This is a genomic window from Aeromicrobium fastidiosum, assembly GCF_017876595.1.
In the GTDB taxonomy this organism is placed as follows: domain Bacteria; phylum Actinomycetota; class Actinomycetes; order Propionibacteriales; family Nocardioidaceae; genus Aeromicrobium; species Aeromicrobium fastidiosum.
In genome coordinates this window covers 3,079,521-3,102,918 of the sequence record NZ_JAGIOG010000001.1, presented here as the reverse complement: position 1 = coordinate 3,102,918, position 23,398 = coordinate 3,079,521, and the positions used below count along the sequence as shown (strand labels likewise).

Annotated in this window: 23 protein-coding genes; 20 read left to right on the top strand and 3 right to left on the bottom strand. The window is 70.2% G+C overall.

The window, feature by feature from the left end:
• Positions 1–874: 874 nt before the first annotated feature.
• Positions 875–1,186, bottom strand: coding sequence for a putative quinol monooxygenase (locus tag JOF40_RS15475; protein ID WP_006247389.1), 312 nt, complete (start codon positions 1,184–1,186; stop codon positions 875–877).
• 173 nt (positions 1,187–1,359) lie between these two features.
• Between JOF40_RS15475 and JOF40_RS15470 the strand changes: the two genes are divergently transcribed.
• Positions 1,360–2,235, top strand: coding sequence for a GlxA family transcriptional regulator (locus JOF40_RS15470; protein WP_425458193.1), 876 nt, complete (start codon positions 1,360–1,362; stop codon positions 2,233–2,235).
• Between the two features lie 408 nt (positions 2,236–2,643).
• Here JOF40_RS15470 and JOF40_RS15465 read toward each other — a convergent pair whose 3' ends face one another.
• The gene (locus JOF40_RS15465; protein WP_129183905.1) at positions 2,644–3,570 is read right to left on the bottom strand and encodes a type IV toxin-antitoxin system AbiEi family antitoxin; all 927 of its coding nucleotides are present in this window, start codon (positions 3,568–3,570) and stop codon (positions 2,644–2,646) included.
• 110 nt (positions 3,571–3,680) lie between these two features.
• Positions 3,681–4,916 carry a DUF349 domain-containing protein gene (locus tag JOF40_RS15460; RefSeq protein ID WP_129183907.1) on the bottom strand — a complete coding sequence of 412 codons (1,236 nt, stop codon included), beginning with the start codon at positions 4,914–4,916 and terminating at the stop codon, positions 3,681–3,683.
• Between the two features lie 64 nt (positions 4,917–4,980).
• On the opposite strand from JOF40_RS15460, the gene JOF40_RS15455 reads away from it, so the two are divergent.
• The 19 genes from JOF40_RS15455 (at position 4,981) to JOF40_RS15365 (ending at position 23,398) form a co-directional block, all read left to right on the top strand.
• Complete coding sequence (locus JOF40_RS15455) at positions 4,981–5,676, top strand: MBL fold metallo-hydrolase (protein ID WP_129183908.1); 696 nt, start codon at positions 4,981–4,983, stop codon at positions 5,674–5,676.
• Positions 5,673–6,974, top strand: coding sequence for a histidine--tRNA ligase (gene hisS / locus JOF40_RS15450; RefSeq protein WP_129183910.1), 1,302 nt, complete (start codon positions 5,673–5,675; stop codon positions 6,972–6,974). The genes JOF40_RS15455 and hisS overlap by 4 nt, the downstream gene beginning before the upstream one ends.
• Positions 6,971–8,779: an aspartate--tRNA ligase gene (gene aspS, locus JOF40_RS15445; RefSeq protein ID WP_129183912.1), complete on the top strand. Its 1,809-nt coding sequence runs from the start codon at positions 6,971–6,973 to the stop codon at positions 8,777–8,779. The genes hisS and aspS overlap by 4 nt, the downstream gene beginning before the upstream one ends.
• A gap of 180 nt (positions 8,780–8,959) precedes the next feature.
• Positions 8,960–10,324, top strand: a complete 1,365-nt coding sequence (locus tag JOF40_RS15440; protein ID WP_129183914.1) for a replication-associated recombination protein A — start codon at positions 8,960–8,962, stop codon at positions 10,322–10,324.
• 51 nt (positions 10,325–10,375) lie between these two features.
• The gene (locus JOF40_RS15435) at positions 10,376–10,846 is read left to right on the top strand and encodes a hypothetical protein (protein WP_129183916.1); all 471 of its coding nucleotides are present in this window, start codon (positions 10,376–10,378) and stop codon (positions 10,844–10,846) included.
• Entirely contained in the window at positions 10,843–11,130 is a 288-nt protein-coding gene (locus JOF40_RS15430; RefSeq protein ID WP_129183918.1) for a DUF6167 family protein, read from the top strand. The genes JOF40_RS15435 and JOF40_RS15430 overlap by 4 nt, the downstream gene beginning before the upstream one ends.
• Positions 11,130–13,787, top strand: coding sequence for an alanine--tRNA ligase (gene alaS, locus JOF40_RS15425; RefSeq protein ID WP_129183920.1), 2,658 nt, complete (start codon positions 11,130–11,132; stop codon positions 13,785–13,787). The genes JOF40_RS15430 and alaS overlap by 1 nt, the downstream gene beginning before the upstream one ends.
• Positions 13,784–14,245: a Holliday junction resolvase RuvX gene (gene ruvX / locus JOF40_RS15420; protein ID WP_129183922.1), complete on the top strand. Its 462-nt coding sequence runs from the start codon at positions 13,784–13,786 to the stop codon at positions 14,243–14,245. Before alaS ends, ruvX begins: the two co-directional genes overlap by 4 nt.
• The gene (mltG, locus tag JOF40_RS15415; protein ID WP_129183924.1) at positions 14,242–15,399 is read left to right on the top strand and encodes an endolytic transglycosylase MltG; all 1,158 of its coding nucleotides are present in this window, start codon (positions 14,242–14,244) and stop codon (positions 15,397–15,399) included. The genes ruvX and mltG overlap by 4 nt, the downstream gene beginning before the upstream one ends.
• A 13-nt stretch (positions 15,400–15,412) precedes the next feature.
• Positions 15,413–16,216 carry a shikimate dehydrogenase gene (locus JOF40_RS15410; RefSeq protein WP_188111824.1) on the top strand — a complete coding sequence of 268 codons (804 nt, stop codon included), beginning with the start codon at positions 15,413–15,415 and terminating at the stop codon, positions 16,214–16,216.
• A gap of 9 nt (positions 16,217–16,225) precedes the next feature.
• Positions 16,226–16,909, top strand: coding sequence for a prepilin peptidase (locus JOF40_RS15405; RefSeq protein WP_129183928.1), 684 nt, complete (start codon positions 16,226–16,228; stop codon positions 16,907–16,909).
• A gap of 68 nt (positions 16,910–16,977) precedes the next feature.
• Positions 16,978–18,156 (top strand): chorismate synthase, encoded by a 1,179-nt coding sequence (gene aroC / locus JOF40_RS15400; protein WP_129183930.1) that lies wholly within the window; start codon positions 16,978–16,980, stop codon positions 18,154–18,156.
• Positions 18,153–18,662: a shikimate kinase gene (locus JOF40_RS15395; RefSeq protein WP_129183932.1), complete on the top strand. Its 510-nt coding sequence runs from the start codon at positions 18,153–18,155 to the stop codon at positions 18,660–18,662. Before aroC ends, JOF40_RS15395 begins: the two co-directional genes overlap by 4 nt.
• Complete coding sequence (gene aroB / locus JOF40_RS15390; RefSeq protein ID WP_129183934.1) at positions 18,659–19,762, top strand: 3-dehydroquinate synthase; 1,104 nt, start codon at positions 18,659–18,661, stop codon at positions 19,760–19,762. Before JOF40_RS15395 ends, aroB begins: the two co-directional genes overlap by 4 nt.
• A complete protein-coding gene (locus tag JOF40_RS15385; protein WP_129183936.1) occupies positions 19,759–20,826 on the top strand; it encodes a M24 family metallopeptidase in 1,068 nt (355 codons plus the stop codon). The genes aroB and JOF40_RS15385 overlap by 4 nt, the downstream gene beginning before the upstream one ends.
• Positions 20,823–21,389, top strand: coding sequence for an elongation factor P (efp, locus tag JOF40_RS15380; protein ID WP_188111864.1), 567 nt, complete (start codon positions 20,823–20,825; stop codon positions 21,387–21,389). Before JOF40_RS15385 ends, efp begins: the two co-directional genes overlap by 4 nt.
• Positions 21,389–21,799, top strand: coding sequence for a transcription antitermination factor NusB (gene nusB, locus JOF40_RS15375; protein ID WP_129183940.1), 411 nt, complete (start codon positions 21,389–21,391; stop codon positions 21,797–21,799). The genes efp and nusB overlap by 1 nt, the downstream gene beginning before the upstream one ends.
• 117 nt (positions 21,800–21,916) lie before the next feature.
• Positions 21,917–22,696, top strand: coding sequence for a WecB/TagA/CpsF family glycosyltransferase (locus tag JOF40_RS15370; protein ID WP_188111825.1), 780 nt, complete (start codon positions 21,917–21,919; stop codon positions 22,694–22,696).
• A gap of 72 nt (positions 22,697–22,768) precedes the next feature.
• Positions 22,769–23,398: a hypothetical protein gene (locus JOF40_RS15365; RefSeq protein WP_129183944.1), complete on the top strand. Its 630-nt coding sequence runs from the start codon at positions 22,769–22,771 to the stop codon at positions 23,396–23,398.

Genomic DNA, 23,398 nt, shown 5'->3' with positions numbered 1-23,398 from the left:
CCCCTGAAACGTCTTCGACGACGACGGGACCGGCTAGGAGGAGGGCGCGGTGAGCTAAAAGAATGGAGCTTGCTCGGCTTCGCCGCCGCCGCAAGCTCCGGTGAAACGGTCGGTACTGGTCGGTCGTCGTCGGTCACCGCCGGATGGCAGCGCCCCCCACTCTCGGCGTGTGCGCAGGTCAGCGGCTCGTTCGCCCAGTGGGCGCATCAAGCGATAGACGCAAAGCCGACGTGATTAGGTCGTCGGTTCGATTCCGGCAGGCGGCTCTGGCGAACAGCCCCTGACCTCCGGAAACGCAGGGCAGGGGCGGTTCGGTTCTGGTGGTCGCGCGATGCGCTGGCCTCACGGCTCTGCCCGACACCGACGTCGCTCTCCTCTGCGACGGACCCCTCGCCGGCTGAGCGCTCGCGGCCGGCATCCTGTCCGTGTGCTGATAGGCCTCGCTCCGCTCGGCAACGCGGCGTGGCGTTGTGTCGCGACCTGGACGTGCGAGGTGTCAACGGTGCGTCGGCGCAGCGACCGGTGTGTGCGCAGCGAGATGTTCCATGCCGCACGGGCGACGCGCACGAACGCAACGCCAACGACCCGTCATCGCTGCGACGCGCAACGCGTCTCCCGTCACGGCAACGGATCGCAACCAAGACCCGCCCACGGCGCCTAGCGGGACGGAGGGCAAGTTGACACAGTTGCGCTGCCACGGAACCGCGCTGGCTCTCTCGATGACCACCGGTGAACCAGTGCCGCTCCAGGCTTGCGCCTGGTGTTGCCTGGCCCCCTCGTGATCGGCCCGTCGGGGATCGTCAACGTGGTGCGGGTGTCGAGGCGGTCGGGTCCGACGGCTCGGCGGGGCGCGATCGTCTCGTGCGTTGGCGGACTACGGGAGCTTGGACGCGAGGACGTCGGCCGCCAGGATCTCGGGTGCTGCGCCGAGGAGGTGCTGGTTGGCCATCAGGGCTGCGACGATGGCGCCGTTGGCGTGGGCGTCGCGAGCGGCCTCGTCGGGGAATGCATCGAAGATCCAAAAGGTGTCGGCGTGGGTTCTAGCCGCGAACCAGACAATCGTTCCCACTTCTTCGTTGGCGAGTGCGACAGCGCCGGCGAGCAGATCGGCGAGCGCGTCGTGCTGTCCATCGGCCGCGACGATCTTGGCGACGAAGGCATACGGAAGTGATGCGGGTGTGGACATGAGGGGTTCTCCTTGAAGTCGGGGTTCTTCGTGGGGCGAGTTCAGCGTATGACGAGCGAGGGCCGATGGGGAGTGGCGTATACGACAGTATTGCTATTGTTCGCGCCATGCGTATCGGACTGATCGCGATCGACGGCTGCTTCGGTTCGGCTGTCGCGTCGGTCATCGACATCGTGCGGGTGGCCGACGGAGCCCGCGGCGATATCGACCCGCGGATCGACCCGATCGAACTCGCCATCCTCGGACCGAAACGGCGAGTGACCACGACGGCATCGATGACCCTGTCGGTTGACCACCCGCTGTCGGAGTCCGGAGAGTTCGACGTGGTCGTCGTCCCTGCGCTTGGAACCCTCACGGCCGCCGCTACCAACGACGCCCTCCAGAGCCGAGATGCTCGTTCGGTCATCGCCTCGCTCGGGCGCCTCGACGACGCGACCACCCGGATCGCCGCGGCGTGCACCGGCGTGTTCGCCGTCGCCGAGACCGGACGGATGCATCATCGGCGGGCGACGACCAGCTGGTTCCTGGGGCCGGAGTTCCTGAAGCGCTATCCGACCGTCGCCCTCGATCTCGACACCATGGTCGTCGTGGACGGGAACCTCGTCACCGCCGGCGCCGCGTTCGCCCACATCGACCTCGCGCTCTCACTCGTGCGATCGATCAGCCCCGACCTGGCCCAACATGTCGCCAAGCTCCTCATCATCGACGAGCGTCCGTCGCAGGCGGCCTTCGTCGCCTACGAACATCTCCGGCACGAGGACCCGATCGTCGTCGAGTTCGAACGCTTCGTGCGCGCCCGCCTGGACGAACCGTTCAACGTCGCCTTCGTCGCGCAGTCGCTCGGCACCAGCCGGCGCACCCTCGAACGACGAGTCCGTGCGGCGCTCAACCTCACTCCGCTCGGCTTCGTCCAACGGCTTCGCATCGAACGAGCTCGGCACCTCTCAGCAACCACGGACCTCACCTCCGCCGAGATCGCGCTACGGGTCGGCTACGCGAACGCCGAGACCCTGCGCTCCCTCCTGCGCAGGGAGCGACGCCGTTCCTGACCTATCGCCATGCCTGTAGCCGGTGTCCTAGCGCCCGGTTGGAACCACCTCTCAGCACGTCGCGTCGACGCTCCTGCGTCGCCCCTGGACGACCCACTCGACACGCCCGCAGCACAGGGCATGTGACGTGCCCCGGCTTCCCGGCCGGTCGGGGTTGGGTGGCTGTGATGTCGCTGCGTTCTCGTCGAGGGGGTCAGCAGACCCGATCAGGGTCGATTGGGATGAGACGCGAAGGCGGTCAGGTCAGGGCGGCCGAGGCCGGCCGGCGGGGTAGCGTCGGTCACGTCGAGGTCTTTCGGATGGATGGCGTAGGAACCTCCATCGTCGGGAGACCTCGACGTCTATCTGCGGACCGACGCGCCCGGCCGACCTACACCCTCATCTGGGAAGAGCCTGTTTGCGCCCCGCTCAGCCGCGATGTCCCCAGCGGCGGGCCAAGGGCGTCATGCCGAGCGCCGTGCCCAGCTCGTCCTCGAACGAGGTGTCTGTTCCGAAGATCCGACTTCGCGTGCCATTGATCCATCGCCATCCGTACACGTCGGTGAGGTACCCGCGCCGGTCGTCGTCGTGCTGCCGGTGGCCGGCATCGGTGTGGAACTCCCGACCGTCGAACTCGCTGCCGATGAGGCGCTCCGGGTACGACAGGTCGATGAAGAAGGTTCGCCCGAAGTCGTCGACCACCTCGTGCTGCGCCTCGGGCAGGGGGAAGCCCGCGTCGATCATCCGAAGCCGCTGCCACGACTCGCCGGGGGACTGGGTCTTGGGCTCGATGACAGCCGCCAGGCTCCGGGCCTGCACGATGCCGCGATATCCGTTGAGACGGGCGACGTAGTCGACGACCTCGGGCGGGCGAACGAGCCCGGCCGCGGCGAAGGCGTCCGCCGCGGCGAGTGCGTACGGTCGGTACATCGAGCGGAGAAGGTCCGAGACCGTCCGCAGCGGCGTGGTCAGGTGGATGCCTTCGACGAAGTCGACGTCCTCGGAGCGCAGGATGGCCTGCCTGCCGCGGCTCCCAGGTCGGACGATGCGCGAGCCGCCGTGCTGGAGCACCATGGCGGGGGTGAAGTCGTGGCGGTCGCCGGGCGCGAAGACGTCCAGGCCCATGACCCACGCGGCGGTCTCGTCGCAGACGACCGCGTTCGCGGGAGTCACGAGGCGCAAGGCGCGCATGCGGCCCCGGCGGGAGTCGGGGACGCGCGCGTCGACGTACACGCCGCGAAACTCTCGGCGGAGGGTGCCGAGCGCGTACATGGATCGCAGGCGCTTCGGGTCGAGCCCGAGATCGCGACCCTGCGGCACGGTGAACGGATATCCGTCGTTGACGAGCTCAGTCACGCCACCGATCCAAGTGCCTGCCCGGAGCCGGCGTCGAACCGTCCGTCCACAGGCCACGCGTCAGCGGGGCGCAACCCACGCGTCAGCGGGGCGGAACCCACGCGTCAGCGTCAGGAGAAGTCGGCTTGGGCCTTCTTGGCCATCTCCAGGAAGGCTTGCTTGGACTCGAGGTCCTTCTGCAGGTCCTTGGCCTTCTTGGCGTCGCCCTTGGCCTCGGCGGCGGTGAGCTTGGCCTGCACCTCGTCGATCGCGCGCTGGAGCTTGCCGATCATGTCGTCGGCGCGGGCCGACTTCTCGGGGTCGGTCTTCTTCCAGACGCTGTCGGTCGCGTCCTTGACGGCCTGCTCGACCTTGCGGATGCGCGCCTCGAACTCGGCGATCTTGGCCCGGGGCACCTTGCCGGCAGCCTCCCAGCGGTCGGCGATGTCGAGCCACGCCTTGCGGGCGGCGTCGACGTTCGTGATCGGCAGGAGCTTCTCGGCGTCGGCCAGGATCTCGAGCTTCTTGTCGGCGTTGACCTCGTACTCGGCGTCGAGAGCCGTGTTGGCCTCGTCGCGCGCCTCGAAGAACACGTCCTGCGCGGCGCGGAACCGCTTCCAGAGCTTGTCCTCGACGTTGCGGGGGGCCGAGCCGGCCTTCTTCCACTCCGTCATGAGATCGCGGTACTTGCCGGCCGTCGGACCCCACTCGGTGGACGTCGAGAGCGCCTCGGCCTCGGCGATGAGCTTCTCCTTGACGACCTTCGCGGCGTCACGGAGCGTCGACTGCTCACCGAAGTGGCTCTTGCGGCGACGGGTGTACGTCGTGCGCGCCGAGCTGAACCGGTGCCACAGCTCGTCGTCGGCCGACTTGCTGAGCCGCGGCAGCGCCTTCCACTCGTCGAGCAGGGCGCGCAGCTTGTCGGCGCCGCTCTTCCAGTCGGATCCGGCGGCGATCTTCTCGGCCTCGCCGGCGATGCGGGTCTTCTCGGTCTGTGCCTCGGCAACCTTGGCCGCGCGCTCGATCTTGCGCTGCTCGCGCTGCTCGTCGATCGCGGGCTGCAGAGCGTCGAGTCGCGTGACCAGCGAGTCGAGATCGCCCATCGCCTGGGCGTCGACGAGCTGGGCGCGTACCTTCGTCATGGCCTTCGCGGCGTCGTCGGGGGAGACCGTGCCGCCCTTGAGCCGCGCCTCGAGCAGCCCCACCTCGGTCTCGAGACCCTCGAAGCGACGTACGTACAACGCCATCGCCTCGGCGGGGTCGCCCCCGGGCCACTGGCCTATCAGTCGTTCGCCGTCGGTGGTCTTGACGTAGACGTTGCCGTCGTCATCTACACGACCCCAGGGGTTCGTGGGCGCAGAACTCATGGGCGACAGTCTAGGGCGACGACTGCGTGGAGTGCGCCCGCCCGCCTCGCGTACCCTGTCGGACGTGCTTCTCACGTCTTTTCCGGCCGGTCCGCTGCAGGCGAACTGCTATTTCGTGTCACGCGGCCCGGGTGCCGGATGCGCGATCGTCGACCCCGGGATGGACTCGATCGAGGGCATCCGACAGGTCGTCGCCGAGCACAACCTGCGGCCCGTCGCGGTGCTCATCACCCACGGCCACTTCGACCACATGTGGAACGCGCAGGACGTCGCAGCCGAGTTCGGGTGCCCCGTCTGGATCCACCCCGCCGACCGTCACCTGCTGAGCGATCCGATGGCGGCGATCTCCGGCCAGTCGGCCGCGATGCTGCGCTCCCAGCTCGGCATGACCGACCTGCCCGACTTCACCGAGCCCGCCGACGTGCGCGACGCCGTCGACGGGGCCGAGATCGAGGTCGACGGCCTGACGTTCACGGTCGACCACGTGCCCGGACACACGCCCGGCACCGTGTTCTATCGCGTCGACTACGACGGACCCGAGGACGTCTCGCAGGTCATGTTCTCGGGCGACTTCCTGTTCGCCGGCTCGATCGGCCGCACCGACCTCACGGGCGGCTCCCACGCCGAGATGCAGCAGAGCCTGCGCGATCGCGTCCTCCCGCTCGCCGACGACGTCGTGGTGCTGCCCGGACACGGCGGCCAGACGTCGATCGGCCGCGAGCGCGCGACCAACCCGTTCCTGGCCGAGGTCGCGTCATGAGCAAGAAGCTCTCCGGGTTCCCGGAGTTCCTCCCGAGCGAGCGCATCGTCGAGCAGCAGGTGCTCGACCACCTGCGCCGCACGTTCGAGCTGCACGGCTTCGCCAACATCGAGACGCGGGCCGTCGAGCCGCTGGACGTCCTGCTGCGCAAGGGCGAGATCGACAAGGAGGTCTACGCCGTCAAGCGGCTGGCCGCCGCGGACGACGAGCCGGCCGAGCTGGCGCTGCACTACGACCTGACGGTCCCGTTCGCCCGCTACGTGCTCGAGAACGCCGGCAAGCTCGACTTCCCGTTCCGCCGCTGGCAGATCCAGAAGGTGTGGCGCGGCGAACGTCCCCAGCAGGGACGGTTCCGCGAGTTCACGCAGGCCGACATCGACATCGTGGCCCGCGACGTCCTGCCCTTCCACTTCGACGTCGAGGTCGCCCGGGTCATGGCCGAGGCGCTGGCCGGCCTGCCGATCCCCACGGCGACGCTGCAGATCAGCAACCGCAAGATCCTCGAGGGCTTCTACCTGGGTCTCGGCATCACCGATCCGGTCGCGGTCATGCAGGTCGTCGACAAGCTCGACAAGGTGCCGGCCGAGCGCATCCACGAGCTGCTGGTCGAGCAGGGTCTCGACGCCTCGCAGGCCGACCGCGTCCTCGCCCTGGCCGAGATCGTCACGACCGACACGTCGTTCGTCGGGCGCGTCGAGGCACTGGGCGTCGAGCACGAGCTGCTGGCAGAGGGCGTTGCCGAGCTCGCCCAGGTCGTCGATGGTGCCTCGGGCGTCGACGGCGTCGTCGTCACCGCCGACCTGCGCATCGCGCGCGGGCTCGACTACTACACCGGCACGGTGTTCGAGACTCGCCTCGAGGGCTGGGAGCACCTCGGCTCGATCTGCTCGGGCGGACGCTACGACGAGCTGGCCAAGGACCGTCGCTCGACGTATCCCGGCGTCGGCATCTCGCTGGGCGTCTCGCGCCTGCTCGTCCCGCTGGCCCTGTCAGCGTCCCGGTCGGTGCCGTCCGCCGTGCTGGTCGCGGTCGACGACGAGGACTCCCGCGCCGACAGCACCGCGATCGCCCAGCAGCTGCGCGCCCGCGGCATCCCCACCGAGGTCGCCGCCAAGGCCGACCGCTTCGGCAAGCAGATCCAGTACGCCGAGAAGCGTGGCATACCGTACGTCTGGTTCCCGCCGACCTCGGTCAAGGACATCCGCTCCGGCGACCAGGTCGAGGCCAGCCCCGACACGTGGTCGCCTCCCACCTCCGACCTCACCCCGACGATCCTCCCCAAGGAGCAACTCTCGTGATCCGCACCCATGACGCCGGAAGCCTGCGCACCGAGCACATCGGTCAGCAGGTGACGCTCGCCGGATGGGTCGCGCGCCGTCGAGACCACGGTGGCGTCGCCTTCATCGACCTGCGCGAGGCCTCCGGTGTCGTCCAGGTCGTCGTGCGCGAGGACGTGGCCCACCAGCTGCGTGCCGAGTACTGCCTCAAGATCGTCGGCACGGTGCAGCAGCGTCCCGCCGGCAACGAGAACGCCGGCATCCCCACGGGCGACATCGAGGTCGTCGCGGACGACGTCGAGATCCTCAGCGCCGCGGCTCCGCTGCCGTTCCCCATCGACGACGCCGGTTCGTCCTCGGCCGGCTCCGTCGGCGAGGAGGCCCGCCTCAAGTACCGCTACCTCGACCTGCGTCGCAGCGGTCCCGCCGCCGCGATCCGCCTGCGCAGCAAGGTCAACGCCGCGGCCCGCTCGGTGCTGGAGGACCGCGACTTCGTCGAGATCGAGACGCCGACGCTGACCCGCTCGACGCCCGAGGGCGCCCGTGACTTCCTGGTGCCGGCGCGCCTGCGTCCGGGCAGCTGGTACGCCCTGCCCCAGAGCCCCCAGCTGTTCAAGCAGCTCTTGATGGTCGGTGGCATGGAGCGGTACTACCAGATCGCGCGCTGCTACCGCGACGAAGACTTCCGCGCCGACCGCCAGCCCGAGTTCACGCAGCTCGACATCGAGATGAGCTTCGTCGACCAGGCCGACGTGCTCGCGCTGATGGAGGACATCCTGAAGCGGATGTGGGCCCTCGTCGGCTACGACATCCCGACGCCGATCCCGCACATGACGTACGCCGAGGCGATGCGCCGGTTCGGGTCCGACAAGCCCGACCTGCGGATGGGCCAGGAGCTCGTCGAGTGCACCGACTACTTCAAGGACACGACGTTCCGGGTCTTCCAGGCCGAGTACGTCGGTGCCGTGGTCATGCCCGGTGGGGCGTCGCAGCCGCGTCGCCAGTTCGACGCGTGGCAGGAGTGGGCCAAGCAGCGCGGTGCGAAGGGCCTGGCGTACGTCACGATCAGCGACGACGGCGAGCTCGGCGGTCCTGTCGCCAAGAACCTCACCGACGCCGAGCGTGAGGGCCTGGCCGACCACGTCGGCGCCAAGCCCGGCGACTGCATCTTCTTCGGTGCCGGCGCGACCAAGTCGACCCGTGGCCTGCTGGGTGCCGCCCGCCTCGAGATCGGCGAGCGCTGCGGTCTGATCGACCAGGACGCCTGGGAGTTCGTGTGGGTCGTCGACGCACCGTTGCTCGAGCCGTCCGGCGACGCCGTGGCCTCCGGTGACGTGGCTGTCGGTGCCGGTGCCTGGACGGCCGTGCACCACGCGTTCACCTCGCCCCAGGACATCGACGGCTTCGACGCCGATCCCGGCAACGCCTTGGCGTGGGCGTACGACATCGTCTGCAACGGCAGCGAGCTCGGCGGCGGGTCGATCCGTATCCACCGCGAGGACGTGCAGAAGCGCGTGTTCGCGTTGATGGGCATCGGCGAGGAGGAGGCGCAGGAGAAGTTCGGCTTCCTGCTCGACGCCTTCACGTTCGGCGCGCCCCCGCACGGCGGCATCGCTGTCGGCATGGACCGCATCTGCGCGATGCTCGCAGGTGCCGACTCGATCCGCGAGGTCATCGCGTTCCCGAAGTCGGGCGGCGGCTACGACCCGCTGACGGCCGCGCCCGCGCCGATCACGCCCGAGCAGCGCCGCGACGCGGGCGTCGACGCCAAGCCGAAGCCCGCGACGGTCGAGTCGCCGGACGGGAGCGTCAGCGCCGACGGCTGAGTGCCGTCGGTCCGCCGCCCGCGGGTTCCCAGGTGAACCTGGGGAACTGGCACCGCACCCCGGTTGCATCCGGGGTGCGGTGCCAGTTTTCTGCGTCACCCCGAAAACGGCGCCCGAACCCCGGAAGCTTCCGGGGTTCACCTGGGAAACCGCGGAGGGCGGGACGGATAGGGTCGGGGCATGAGCTCTGACGGGTTGTTCGACATCCCCGATCCCGTCGCGTCGACCGGATCGGGGTCGGGCAGCCTCAGCGGAAACACGCATTCGTCGGCACCCCTGGCGGTGCGGATGCGTCCGCGCAGCCTCGACGAGCTCGTCGGCCAGCAGCACCTGCTGGCCCCGGGCTCGCCCCTGCGGCAGATGATCGACGGCAACCAGCCCCTGACGATCCTGCTGTGGGGTCCGCCGGGCACCGGCAAGACCACGATCGCGAGCCTGCTGAGCTCGCACACCGATCGCCGCTTCGTCGAGGTGTCCGCGGTGTCGGCCGGCGTCAAGGAGGTCCGCGAGACCATCGCGGGTGCGCGGCGCGCGCTGGCCCAGACGGGCGTCGAGACGGTCCTGTTCGTCGACGAGGTGCACCGGTTCAGCAAGTCGCAGCAGGACGCCCTGCTGCCCGGCGTCGAGAACCGGTGGGTCTCGCTGGTCGCGGCGACCACCGAGAACCCTCACTTCAGCGTGATCTCCCCGTTGCTGAGCCGCAGCCTGCTCCTGACGCTCGAGAGCCTCACCGATGACGACATCGGCGTGCTGGTCGACCGGGCGCTCACCGACGAGCGCGGTCTCGCAGGCGTCGTCACGCTGACGGACGAGGCCAGGAGCCACCTCGTGCGGCTCGCCGGGGGCGACGGACGTCGGGTGCTGACCTATCTCGAGGCCGCCGCGGGCGCGGCGACGACGCAGGGCAAGGCCGAGATCGACGTCGAGGACGCCGCGCTGGCCGTCGACAAGGCCGCCGTCCGCTACGACCGGCAGGGCGACCAGCACTACGACGTCATCAGCGCCTTCATCAAGTCGATCCGCGGATCGGACGTCGACGCGGCCCTGCACTACCTGGCCCGGATGATCGAGGCGGGGGAGGACCCCCGCTTCATTGCCCGCCGCCTCATGATCCACGCGAGCGAGGACATCGGCATGGCCGATCCGACGGCGCTGCCGCTGGCCACCGCGACGGCCCAGGCGGTCGCGATGATCGGGTTCCCCGAGGCGCGCATCCCGCTGGCGCAGGCCGTCATCCACCTCGCGGCCGCGCCCAAGTCGAACGCGGTCATCACCGCGATCGACGCCGCGATGGCCGATGTGCGGGCCGGCAAGGTCGGCACGGTGCCGCCGGCCCTGCGCGACGCCCACTACGCGGGTGCCAAGAAGCTCGGTCACGGGCACGACTACCGCTACCCGCACAATGACGTCCGCGGCGTCGTGGGCCAGCAGTACGCGCCTGACGACGTCGACGGCACGATCTACTACGAGCCGAGCGAGCACGGCTTCGAGGCGCGCGTCGGTGAGCGACTGGCGATGATCCGCTCGATCCTGCGCGACCGCTGAGCCGCCCGGCCAACCGGTCCCCGTGCCCGTCGCCGCGATAGGCTCGACGTCATGTCGGCGGAGGTCTGGATGCTCGTGGCGACCGCGGTGCTGGCCGTGGTGGCCATCGGTGCTGCCGTCGTCGCCGTCAGCGCCGTGCGCCGCCTCCCGCGGCAGGAGCAGGACGACACGGCGATCGCGTCGGCCGATCCGCGTCCCCGTGCCGACGTCGTGCTGCGCGACGCGGCACCCGCGCCGCGCCCGATGCCACCCGAGCTCGAGCCGCGGGTCGTCGAGGGACGTCTCGTCGTCCCTCCCACCCAGCAGCAGGTCGTCCAGACCGTGCTCGGGCGTCCGGGAGTCCGTCTGTCGATCGTCGCCCACGGCGTGGCCCACGCGCTGCGCGCCGAGAGCCGCGACCGCATCTCCGCGCTGATGCGGCGCGAGTACCGTCGCCGTCGCCGCGAGCGGCTGCAGGCCGGACGTCGAGCGGTGCGCGCCGCCAGGCCCACCGCACCGTCCGACCAGTGGCTGGGCTCGTGAGGTCGCGCATCGTCTGGTTCGTCGCCGGCTCGGCGGCGGGTGTCTACACGACCGTCAAGGCACGCCGGGCGGCCTACCGTCTGTCCGCACCGGGCGTCGTCGACCAGGCCTCGGCCCTCGGCGTCGGCTGGCGCGAGCTCAACGCCGAGATCCGCGACGGCATGCAGACCCGCGAGCGCGAGATCGCCCGCAGGCTCGTGTCCGACGCCGGCCCGGCCCACCTCGACCTCACCGACCACACCGATCCACCAGAGCTGACACCACCTGACATGAGGGACCACTGATGCACACTGCGGAGATCCGCCGCCGATTCCTCGACCACTTCGAGCAGGCGGGCCACACCGTGGTGCCTTCGGCACCGCTGCTGTTCGACGATCCCAACCTGTTGTTCGTCAACGCCGGCATGGTGCCGTTCAAGCCCTACTTCCTCGGCCAGGAGACGCCGCCGTGGCACACCGCGACGAGCGTCCAGAAGTGTGTGCGCACCCTCGACATCGAGGAGGTCGGCAAGACCACGCGGCACGGCACGTTCTTCCAGATGAACGGCAACTTCTCGTTCGGCGACTACTTCAAGGAAGGCGCGATCAGCCACGCCTGGTCGCTCATCACGGGCTCGGTCGCTGACGGCGGCCTCGGCATCGACGCCGACAAGATCTGGGTCACGGTGCTGCACAGCGACCAGGAGTCACGCGCGATCTGGAAGCGCGTCGCGGGCCTGCCCGACGAGCGCATCCAGGACCGCGGACTGCTCGACAACTACTGGCACATGGGCGTGCCGGGCCCAGGCGGCCCCTGCAGCGAGATCTACGTCGACCGCGGCCCCGAGTTCGGCCCCGACGGCGGCCCGGTCGTCGACGAGGACCGCTTCCTGGAGATCTGGAACCTCGTGTTCATGCAGGAGGAGATCGCCAACGTCCGCGCCAAGGACCAGTTCGACGTCATCGGCGAGCTGCCGAACAAGAACATCGACACCGGTATGGGCCTCGAGCGCGTCGCGTACCTGCTGCAGGGCAAGGGCAACCTCTACGAGATCGACGAGGTCTTCCCGGTCATCGAGAAGGCGTCCGAGGTCTCGGGCCGCGTCTACGGCAAGGACCACACCGACGACGTGCGGTTCCGCGTCATCGCCGACCACGTCCGCAGCGGCCTGATGCTGATGGGCGACGGCGTCACGCCGGGCAACGAGGCCCGCGGCTACGTCCTGCGCCGCCTGCTGCGCCGTGCCGTGCGGTCGATGCGACTGCTGGGCTTCGACGACCCGGCGCTGCCGCTGCTGCTGCCGGTCAGCCTCGAGCGCATGAAGGCGTCCTACCCCGAGCTCGAGGCCGACTTCCCGCGGATCGAGCAGATCGCCTACGCCGAGGAGGAGGCGTTCCGCCAGACCCTCGGCAAGGGCACGCAGATCTTCGAGAGCGCCGCGGTCAAGGTCAAGGAGCAGGGCGGTTCGGGCCTGTCGGGCGAGGCCGCCTTCACCCTGCACGACACGTACGGCTTCCCGATCGACATCACCCTCGAGATGGCGGCCGAGCAGGGGCTCAGCGTCGACGAGGACGGGTTCCGGGCTCTCATGGCCGAGCAGCGCTCGCGCGCCAAGGCGGACGCCAAGTCCAAGAAGGGCAACCACGCCGACACGACGGTCTACCGTGCGGCGCTCGACGCCAATGGCCCGACCGACTGGCAGGCCTACACGACCCTGACGACCGAGTCCCGCGTGCTCGCGCTGATCGGCGGCGGCGGAGCCGTCCCGACCATTGCGGCCGGCTCGATCGGCGAGGTCGTGCTCGACCGCACGCCGTTCTACGCCGAGTCGGGCGGTCAGAACGCCGATGCCGGCCACCTGGTCTGGGACGGCGGCCGGGCCGAGGTGCTCGACGTCCAGCGCCCCGTGCGTGGGCTGGTCGTCCACCAGGTGCGCGTGCTCGACGGCGAGCTGACTCTCGACGAGACCGTCGAGGCTGCCGTCGATCCCGAGTGGCGCCTCGGTGCCCGCCAGGCGCACTCGGGCACGCACGTCGTCCACGCTGCGCTGCGCGAGGTGCTCGGACCCACGGCCCTGCAGGCCGGCTCCTACAACCGTCCGGGCTACCTGCGGCTCGACTACGGCTGGAGCGGCGGACTGTCGCCCGACCAGCTGCACGGGGTCGAGGAGGCGTCCAACCGCGCCCTGCGCGCCGACCTGCCCGTCACGGCCCAGACCATGTCGCTCGCGGAGGCACGCGAGTGGGGTGCGCTGGCGCTGTTCGGCGAGACGTATGGCGAGGACGTGCGCGTCGTCGAGATCGGCGGCCCCTGGTCGCGCGAGCTGTGCGGCGGCACGCACGTCGACCGGTCGTCCCAGATCGGCACGGTCGTCATCACGTCGGACGGCTCGGTCGGCGCCGGCAACCGCCGCGTCGAGGCGCTCGTCGGCATCGAGGGCTTCCAGTACCTCGCCAAGGAGCGCGACGTCGTCCGCCAGCTGACCGATCTGCTGAAGACCCAGCCCGAGGACGTGCCTGCGCGCGTCAACGACCTGATGGAGCGGCTGAAGGCCGCCGAGAAGGCGGCCGAGAAGATCAAGGCCTCCCAGCTGCTGGGTGCGGCAGGAGACGTCGCCAACAGTGCCAAGGACATCGGCGGCATCGCGTACGTCGGCCACCACGCGGCGGGTGCCGGCGGGGGAGACGTGCGCACGATCGCGCTCGACATCCGCAAGCGCCTGGCCGACCGGCCGGCCGTCGTGGTCGTGATCGGAGACGCCGGCGACAAGCCGGCCGCCGTCGTGGCGCTCAACGAGGCCGCGCAGGACCGCGGCCTGTCGGCCAACGACCTGATCAAGGTCGTCGGTGCGCAGATCGGCGGCAAGGGCGGCGGCAAGGCCGATGTCGCCCAGGGCGGCGGCACCGACGTGGCGGGCATTCCCGCGGCTCTCGCGGCCGTCGAGGCGGTCCTGGCCGGATGAGGCGCGGGCGACGGCTCGGCGTCGACGTCGGCGATGCCCGCATCGGGGTCGCGGTCAGCGACCCCGACGGCATCCTGGCCACCCCGGTCGAGACCGTCCCGGCGGGGCCGAGGGCCATCGCCCGGCTCGCCGACCTGGTGCGGGAGCACGAGGCGATCGAGTGCGTCGTGGGCCTGCCGATGGGGCTCTCGGGACGCGAGGGACCGGCCGCCGGCAAGGTCCGCGCGTTCTGCGCCGAGCTGCTGACCGCGATCGATCCCGTGCCGATCCGGCTGTTCGACGAGCGCATGTCGACCATCACGGCCGACTCGATGCTCCGACACAGCGGGCGCTCCGCGCGGGGCAAACGCAGCATCATCGACCAGGCTGCCGCTACCGTGATCCTGCAGACGGCACTGGACGCCGAACGAACGCGCGGGTCAGCCCCCGGCGAAAGCATGGAGGGGACGAACGCATGAGCAACAGCGGACTCGACCTGGTGACAGGTGGCCCCGACGAACCTGCAGGCCCCACCGGGCCGGGACGTCGACGCGCCGAGACGCCGCCGCGCAAGCCGTGGGGACGCCGCATCGTGGCCCTGGTCGTCGTGGTGGTGCTGGTGCTCGCCGTCGTGTGGGTGGGCGGAAAGGTCAAGGACCGGTTCTTCTCGACCGCCGAGGACTACGCGGGCCAGGGCTCCGGCTCGGTCACGGTGCAGATCCCCGACGGCGCCGGTGGCCAGCAGATCGCCACCATCCTGAAGGAGGCCGGTGTCGTCAAGAGTGCCGAGGCCTTCTACCAGCTGAGCCTCAGCGACAACCGCTTCATGAGCGTCCAGGCCGGCTACTTCTCGCTGCGCAAGGAGATGTCGTCCGACGCGGCGCTCGGGGCGTTGATCGACAAGGGCAATCGCGTCGAGGGCAAGGTCACGATCCCCGAGGGGGCGCGCGTCGACCAGGTCGTCGACATCATCGCCGCCAACACCGAGATCTCCAAGGCCGACCTGGAGGCGGTGCTCAAGGATCCCGCCGAGCTCGACCTGCCCGCCGTGGCACAGGGCAACCCGGAGGGCTATCTGTTCCCGGCGACCTACGAGGTGCCGCCGGGCACGACGGCGGTCCAGCTGCTCCAGCAGATGACGGCCAAGACCGTCGCCGTCGCGACCGATCTCGACATCAGCACCCGTGCCAAGGCGCTGGGCTACACGGGCGAGCAGATCCTCACGGTGGCCAGCATCCTCGAGTACGAGGCCAACAACGACGACGACTACCCGAAGGTCGCCCGCGTGCTCTACAACCGCCTCGACGCCGGCATGCCGCTGCAGCTCGACTCGACCGTGTCGTACGTCAGCGGCCGCAAGGGCGACGTGTTCACGACGCCCGAGGAGCGCAACGCCGAGTCGGCGTACAACACGTACCAGAACCAGGGCCTGCCTCCGGGTCCGATCGGGTCGCCGGGCGAGAAGACGATCGAGGCGGCGCTCAACCCGGCCGACGGCAGTTGGCTCTACTTCGTCGCGGTCAACCTCGAGACGGGCAAGACGGTCTTCTCCGACACGTTCGCCGAGCACAACCGCGCGGTCGCCCAGCTGCAGGAGTATTGCAAGACCGCGCCGGATGGTGTCTGCGGATGAACCGGTCCCGCCGATGATCTGCGCGGTCCTCGGCTCTCCGATCAGCCACTCCTTGTCGCCGGCGATGCACCGCGCCGCCTACGCGCACCTGGGGCTCGACTGGTCGTACGAGCCCGTCGAGGTGCGGGCCGGCGAGCTGGCGCAGTTCGTCGGTGCCCTCGGCGACGACGTGCGCGGGCTGTCGGTCACGGCGCCGCTCAAGCGGGAGGCCGCGTCGGTCGCCCACCAGCGCAGCGGCGACGTCGAGACGCTCGGCGTCGCCAACACCCTGATCGTCGAGGACGGGATGATCTCTGCCCACAACACCGACGTGCCGGGCGGCGAGGCGGCGCTCCACGAGCGAGGTGTCGGCAGTCCCGTGACGGCACGCATCCTGGGTGGCGGCGCGACGGCGGCCTCGATGGCGTTGACCCTCGCTCGGGCGGGCGCCGAGCAGATCGAGTTCATCGTCCGCGACGCCACTCGGGCGGCCGAGGCGGAGGCCGTCGTGCGGGGCCGGGGCATCGGCGTGACGATCCGCCTGTTCGACGAGCCGCTGATCGACCGGGTCGACCTGCTCGTGTCGACCGTGCCGGGCGACGCAGTCGGAGCCAGGTCGTACGAGCTGGTCGACGCCGCGCGGGCCGTGTTCGACGTCGTCTACGACCCCTGGCCGACGCCGCTGGGCCACGCCGCCGAGGAGGCAGGGGTGCCGGTCGTGTCGGGGCTCGACCTCCTCGCCCACCAGGCGGCGCTGCAGGTCGAGCTCATGACGGGCCAGCAGGTCTCTCCACAGCTGCTGCGCGACGCGGCCCTCGGTGCCCTCCCGACTCGCTAGGGTCGGCCCGTGACCATCGTCATCGCCGCCGCTGTCCTCGCTGCGCTCGTCGGTGCCCTCGGCCCCGAGGCGCTGCGGCGGGTGCCCGAGCCGCCCATGGCCGATCCCGACAAGCTGCCCTATGCGGTGCTGGCCGAGCTCAGGTTCGTGCGCGCGGGGCTGGCCCTGGCCGCAGCCGCGATGGCCGGTCTCGTCGCGTGGCGCGTCGACGACGTCGAGCTGGTGCCGGTCTGGGTCGTGCTCGCCGGTGTCGGGTCGTGGCTGGCCTTCGTCGACTGGCACACGCGCCTGCTGCCGTACCGGATCGTCGCGCCGCTGTACGTCGTCACGCTCGTCCTGGTGGCGCTGGGTGCGCTGCTCCTCGACGACGTCGGCGTGGTGTGGCGCGCACTGATCGCCAATGTCGTGGTCTACGGGGTGTTCCGGCTCGTGTACTGGGTCGGCCACCGCTTCTTCGGCGGCGCGTTCGGCTACGGCGACGTGCGCCTCTCGGGCGTCCTGGCCCTCGCGCTGGGCGCGCTCGGGCCGAGCGAGGTGTTCGTCGGGATGTACGGCGGGTTCATCCTCGGGGCGGTGTTCGGCGTCGTGCTGTCGAGGTTGAGGATCGTCGACGCCGGCGGCTACGCCTTCGGTCCCTACATGGTCGTCGGGGCCGTCATCGGGGCTGCGTTCGGGCCGTCGCTCTACGGCTGACCGGCACCCGGGGTGCGCTGCCCGGACGCGTGACGGCGTGAGCGCAGTGGCATGGGAGAATCGTCCCCATGCTTCGTTGGTTGACCGCTGGTGAGTCCCATGGCCCCGCTCTCGTAGCCGTCCTCGAAGGGCTGCCGGCTGGCGTGCAGGTGACCAGCAAGGAGATCCAGGCGGCCCTCGCGCGGCGTCGCCTCGGCTACGGGCGCGGTGCCCGCATGGCCTTCGAGGCCGATGAGCTCGAGATCGTGGGCGGGCTGCGTCACGGCACGACGATGGGCAGCCCCATCGCCCTGCGCATCGGCAACAGCGAGTGGCCCAAGTGGGACCAGGTCATGGCGGCCGACCCCGTCGACCCCGAGATCCTCGACGGCCTCAAGCGCAACGCGCCCCTCACGCGTCCCCGTCCGGGTCACGCCGACCTCGCGGGCATGCAGAAGTACGGCTTCGAGGAGGCACGCCCGGTGCTCGAGCGCGCCAGCGCCCGCGAGACCGCGGCCCGGGTCGCGCTCGGCGAGATCGCGGCGCAGTTCATCGAGCAGGTCACGGGCGCGACGATCGTGTCGCACGTCGTCGAGCTCGGCACGGTCCGCGCGCCGGCCGGTGTCATCCCGTCGCACGGCGACGTCGAGGCGCTCGACGCCGATCCGGTCCGCTGCTTCGACGCCGACACGAGCGCCGCGATGGTCGCCGAGATCGACCTCGCGCACAAGGACGGCGACACGCTCGGCGGGGTCGTCGAGGTCGTCGTCGAGGGCCTGCCGCCGGGCCTCGGCTCCTACACGCACTGGGACAAGCGCCTCGACGGCCGCCTCGCACAGGCGCTGATGGGCATCCAGGCCATCAAGGGCGTCGAGATCGGCGACGGCTTCGAGCTGGCCCGCACCCGTGGGTCGCTGGCCCACGACGAGATCGTGCCGACCGCCGACGGCATCCGTCGCGTCTCCGGCCGTGCCGGTGGCACCGAGGGCGGCATGACGACCGGCGAGATCCTGCGCGTCCGCGCAGCCATGAAGCCCATCGCCACCGTGCCGCGTGCCCTGCGCACGATCGACGTCCAGACCGGTGAGGAGGCGCGTGCCCACCACCAGCGCTCCGACGTCTGCGCGGTGCCGGCCGCCGGCATCGTCGCCGAGGCCATGGTCGCGCTCGTCGTGGCCGACAGCCTGGTCGAGAAGTTCGGCGGCGACTCGGTCGAGGAGACCCGTCGCAACGTCGAGACCTACCTCGCCAACCTGAGGCTGCGTTGAGTCCTGTCGTCGTCCTGGTCGGGCCGCCGGGCGCTGGCAAGACGACCGTCGCCCTCGAGCTGGCGGAGCGCTGGGGCGTCGACTTCCGCGACACCGACCAGGACATCGAGAAGGCCAAGGGCGTCACGATCCAGGAGCTGTTCGTCGACCATGGCGAGCCGCACTTCCGCGAGCTCGAGGAGAAGGCCGTCGCCGCGGCCCTCTCCGAGCACGACGGGGTGCTGGCGGTCGGCGGCGGCGCCGTCATGAGCGAGCGCACGCGTGCCCTGCTGGCCGACCACCGCGTGCTGTTCCTCGACGTGGGTCTCGCCGCAGGCGTGCAGCGCGCCGGCGTCAACGGCAACCGCCCCCTGCTCCTCGGCAACATCCGCGGCCGCATGAAGATCCTGATGGACCAGCGACGTCCCCTCTACGAGGAGGTCGCCACGTACACGATCCTCACCGATGCGCTCGACGCCTCCGCCGTGGCCGATCGAGCGGCCCAGCTGATCAAGGACCCCGCATGACCACCCGCCTGACCGTCCCGACCGACCGCCCGTACGACGTCGTGATCGGCAACGGCGTGCACGAGCAGCTGCGCGGCCTCGTCGGCTTCGGGATGGGTGTCATGCGAGTGGCGATCATCCACGCGCCGTCCATGGCCGCCCAGGCGGCACGGCTGCGCGAGCCCCTGGTCTCGGACCACCTCGAGGTGCACCTGATCGAGGTGCCCGACAGCGAGCAGGCCAAGACCGCCGACGTGCTGACGTTCTGCTGGAAGATCCTGGGCGAGGCGGGCTTCACGCGGTCGGACGTCATCGTGGGGCTCGGCGGGGGAGCGACGACCGACCTGGCCGGCTTCGTCGCCGCGAGCTGGCTGCGCGGCGTGCGGTTCGTCAACGTGCCCACCACGGTGCTCGGCATGGTCGACGCGGCCGTCGGCGGCAAGACCGGCATCAACACCGCCGAGGGCAAGAACCTCGTCGGCGCGTTCCACGAGCCGGTCGGCGTGCTGTGCGACCTCGACGTGCTGCAGGGCCTGCCCGCCCGCGAGCTGCGCAGCGGCATGGCCGAGGTCGTCAAGTGCGGGTTCATCGCCGATCCGTCGATCCTCGACCTCGTCGAGGCCGCTCCGGCGGCGATCGCCGACCCCACGTCATCGATCGTCGCCGAGCTCATCACCAAGGGCATCGCGGTCAAGGCCCGCACCGTCGCCGGCGACCTGCGCGAGGGCGGCTCGGGAGCCGATGGGTCGATCGGCCGCGAGGCGCTCAACTACGGCCACACCTTCGGCCACGCGATCGAGCGCTTCGAGCACTACCGCGTGCGTCACGGCGAGGCGATCTCCGTCGGCATGGTCTTCGTCGCCGAGCTCGCGCACCGCACGGGCATGATCGACCGCGACCTGCTCGACCGGCACCGCTCGATCCTGCAGCTCGTGGGCCTGCCGACCGCCTACGTGCGTCCGGGCGTGTGGGAGGCGCTGGCCACCACGATGCGCCTCGACAAGAAGACCCGCGGCGACCAGCTGCGGTTCGTGGTGCTCGAGTCGCTCGCGCAGCCCGTGATCATGGCGGGTCCCGACGAGTCGCTGCTGCACGACGCGTACCGGGCCGTGTCGGCATGACCGCCGCGACGCGGCGTGCCGCGCTGGTCGAGGCCCTCGTCGCGGAGGGGCTCGAGGGGCTGTTCGTCACGACCCTCGTCAACGTCCGCTACCTGACGGGGTTCACGGGCTCCAACGGCGCACTGGTCGTCCCGGTCGAGGGCGATCCGGTGTTCCTGACCGACGGCCGCTACCGCGACCAGGCCGCCGCCGAGCTGCCCGACGTCGACCACCTCATCGGCCGCGACCTCATCGGTACGGCGGCCACCCGCATGACGTCCGGTGCCTGGGGCCTCGAGACCCACACCCTGAGCGTTGACGGGTACGACCAGCTCGCCGACAAGGTCGGTGACGTCGACCTGATGGGCACCGACCGACTCGTCGAGCGTCTCCGTGAGGTCAAGGACGCCGACGAGATCGACGCGCTGACCCGCGCCTGCGACATCTCGACCCGGGCGCTCGAGCAGCTGCTGGAGGGCCCGCTCGTCGGGCGCACCGAGCGCGACGTCGCGCGCGATCTCGAGAACCGCATGTTCGCGCTGGGTGCCGAGGCGATCGCGTTCGAGACGATCCTGGCGACCGGCGACCACACGGCCGTCCCGCACCACCACCCGACCGACCGGGTGCTCGCGACCGGCGACCTGCTCAAGATCGACTTCGGCGCGCGGGTCGACGGCTACCACGCCGACTGCACCCGCACGGTCGTCCTCGGTCGCGCCGACGACTGGCAGCGCGAGGTGCACGCCGCGGTGCGTGCGTCCCAGGCGGCAGGCCTCGACCTGCTCCGCGACGGCGTCGACGTCAGCGCGTCCGACGCCGCGGCACGGGCGTCGCTCGAGGCATCCGGGTGGCTCGACGCCTTCACGACGGGCCTCGGGCACGGCGTCGGGCTCGAGATACACGAGGACCCGTTCATCGCGTCCTCGCACGCAGGTAAACTGTCCAGTCGCACCGTCCTCACGATGGAACCGGGCATCTACGTGCCGGGTCGTGGGGGAGTGCGCATCGAAGACACCGTCCTCGTGACCGCGGGTGCCCCCGAGGTGCTCACCACGATGACCAAAGACCTCCTGGAGATCGGCTGATGGCCACCACGAACGACATCAAGAACGGCATGGTCCTCGACCTCGACGGGCAGCTCTGGTCCGTGGTCTGGTTCCAGCACCACAAGCCCGGCAAGGGCGGCGCGATGGTCAAGACCACGCTCAAGAACATCATGAGCGGCAAGACCGTCGACAAGACGTTCAACGCGGGCCTCAAGATCGAGACCGCCAACGTCGACAAGCGCGACTTCCAGTACCTGTACCACGACGGCGACTCGTACGTCTTCATGGACAAGTCGACGTACGACCAGCTCAACGTGTCGGAGGCCGTCGTCGGCGACGCCAAGGACTACATGCTCGACAACCAGGACGCGATGCTCGCCCTGCACGAGGGTGTGCCGCTCTACATCGAGCTGCCGGCCTCGGTCGAGCTGCTGGTCGAGTACACCGAGCCGGGCCTGCAGGGCGACCGCTCGAGCGGTGGCACCAAGCCCGCGCGTCTCGAGACCGGCAAGGAGATCCAGGTCCCGCTCTTCATCGTCAACGGCGAGAAGATCAAGGTCGACACGCGCGACGGCAGCTACCTCGGTCGCGTGTCGTCCTGATGTCAGCCCGCACCAAGTCACGCAAGCGCGCGCTCGACATCCTCTTCGAGTCCGAGGCGCAGAGCCTGCCGACCGGCGGAACGCTCGCCGATCGGCAGGCCGAGGGCGACTACCCCGTCAACGAGTACGCCGTGCTCCTGATCGAGGGCGTCGTCGCGCACCGTGACCGGCTCGACGAGATCATCGCCGAGAACGCCAACGACTGGACGCTCGACCGCATGCCGGCGGTCGATCGCAACCTGCTGCGCATCGGGGCCTTCGAGATCCTGTACGTCGACGACGTCCCCGACGCCGTCGCGGTCAGCGAGGCGGTCGGCCTGGCCAGCGATCTGTCGACCGACGAGTCGCCGTCGTTCGTCAACGGGCTGCTCAGCCGCATCGTCGAGCTCAAGCCGTCGCTGAGCGTCTGACCCGTGTGACCCTCCCGACGTCCGGGAGGGTGCACGTAGCCGCGTCATGATGACGCACCCAGCCACTCTCCATCCATGAGGCCGCGAGGTTTCCTGGACGAGAGAGCGGGCTGCGCAGTGATCACCGAAGAGCTGATCGACCGGATGGCACAGAAGTGCCTCCTCAACGACGAGGACTTCGACGCCGTCGTGCTCGATCACGGCTCCAAGCGCATCCAGACCGTCAACCTGCACCACCTGGCCCTGGCCGCGCGCTCCGACGAGTTCGCCCGCACGATCGACCGCGCCGACTTCATCACCGCCGACGGCTGGCCCATCGTGTCGCTCATGCGGTCGCGCGGCATCGATCCGGCCAGGGTCACCGGATCGGAGTTCCTCGAGCGGATGCTCGCAGGCCGTCAGTTCCAGGGCACCAAGGCCGCCATCCTGGGTGCCGACCGCGCTGCGGGCTTCGACTTCCGCGGCCAGCTGCACGGCTCCGGCCTCGAGGTCGTGTTCAGGGATCACGGCAACCGTCGCGACTGGAAGCCCAAGCGCGTCGCCAAGAAGCTGCAGAAGTACGGCGTCGACCTGCTGATCGTCGCGGTCACCCCGCCCTTCGGCGACATGATCGGCGAGGAGGTCCGCAAAGCGGGCTTCCGCGGTGTCGTCGTCAACGTCGGCGGTGCCGTCAACATGGTGACCGGCAACGCGACGATGGCTCCGGGATGGGTGCGGGCGGCCAAGATCGAGTGGTTCTACCGCCTCGCGCAGGAGCCCACCCGGCTGTTCCGCCGCTACATCATCGAGTGCCTGCCGGTCTTCGTGAAGTACATCCTCCCGCACTACTGGCAGCGGTCGCGCTCTCGCACGCAGCCCCGCATCGGCGGTGCGACAGTCGTCCATCAGGGGCGTTGACGCACGACTGAACCACCAGTCAGCCCGGTACAGGTGTGTTCGGGGTGTCATCGGCCTGACAGGATTCCGGCCATGAACAGGTCGCCGAGCAGGTACCTCATCGTGGCAGCGCTGGTGGTGGGCCTGTTCGCGATCGTGCAGGTCGGACAACGGTTCACCGGCGACGTGAGCCCTGACCCGACGACGGCACCGACGGCACCGAGCCCAGCGGCGACGGTGACAGCGAGGCTGAGCGCCGATGAGCAGGCGCGGGCCGACGCCGAGCAACAAGCGCGCCTGGCCGATGAGATCGAGGCCCGTGAAGGATCGTTCGGTCCCACAGCGGTGCCAGTCGATCCTCTGGCACCGGGATCCGTGCGCCTGATCGTCACGGTCCGGGACGAGATGCCGTTGGACGTCTACGTGCCCAGCCCCACGGACCACGTCGCGCGGTGCGTGATCTCGCCGCGCGGCAGTGCCGGATGGATCGAGGCGGAGGCTCCGGGCGGCGAGGAGACGGTCTCCACGTCGATTCCCGTCCGCGCGCTGCGGTCGCCCGACGGAGCCTGCGAGGCGCGGATCGTCATGGACGTGCCTGCCCGCGGGTCGTACGACGTGCGAGTCGGGCTGGAGGGCTCTGACGGCGAGGACCGGGCAGTGCTGATGGGGCCGCGGACGATCAGCATCTCGGGTGACACCTCGAAGGTCGTCCTCGTCGGGTAG

Coding starts and splice junctions, on each gene's coding strand:
- JOF40_RS15475 (WP_006247389.1), bottom strand. CDS start 1,186: ATGTCCACACCCGCATCACTTCCGTATGCCTTCGTCGCCAAGATCGTC.
- JOF40_RS15460 (WP_129183907.1), bottom strand. CDS start 4,916: ATGAGTTCTGCGCCCACGAACCCCTGGGGTCGTGTAGATGACGACGGC.
- hisS (WP_129183910.1), top strand. CDS start 5,673: ATGAGCAAGAAGCTCTCCGGGTTCCCGGAGTTCCTCCCGAGCGAGCGC.
- JOF40_RS15440 (WP_129183914.1), top strand. CDS start 8,960: ATGAGCTCTGACGGGTTGTTCGACATCCCCGATCCCGTCGCGTCGACC.
- JOF40_RS15435 (WP_129183916.1), top strand. CDS start 10,376: ATGTCGGCGGAGGTCTGGATGCTCGTGGCGACCGCGGTGCTGGCCGTG.
- alaS (WP_129183920.1), top strand. CDS start 11,130: ATGCACACTGCGGAGATCCGCCGCCGATTCCTCGACCACTTCGAGCAG.
- ruvX (WP_129183922.1), top strand. CDS start 13,784: ATGAGGCGCGGGCGACGGCTCGGCGTCGACGTCGGCGATGCCCGCATC.
- mltG (WP_129183924.1), top strand. CDS start 14,242: ATGAGCAACAGCGGACTCGACCTGGTGACAGGTGGCCCCGACGAACCT.
- JOF40_RS15410 (WP_188111824.1), top strand. CDS start 15,413: ATGATCTGCGCGGTCCTCGGCTCTCCGATCAGCCACTCCTTGTCGCCG.
- aroC (WP_129183930.1), top strand. CDS start 16,978: ATGCTTCGTTGGTTGACCGCTGGTGAGTCCCATGGCCCCGCTCTCGTA.
- aroB (WP_129183934.1), top strand. CDS start 18,659: ATGACCACCCGCCTGACCGTCCCGACCGACCGCCCGTACGACGTCGTG.
- JOF40_RS15385 (WP_129183936.1), top strand. CDS start 19,759: ATGACCGCCGCGACGCGGCGTGCCGCGCTGGTCGAGGCCCTCGTCGCG.
- nusB (WP_129183940.1), top strand. CDS start 21,389: ATGTCAGCCCGCACCAAGTCACGCAAGCGCGCGCTCGACATCCTCTTC.
- JOF40_RS15365 (WP_129183944.1), top strand. CDS start 22,769: ATGAACAGGTCGCCGAGCAGGTACCTCATCGTGGCAGCGCTGGTGGTG.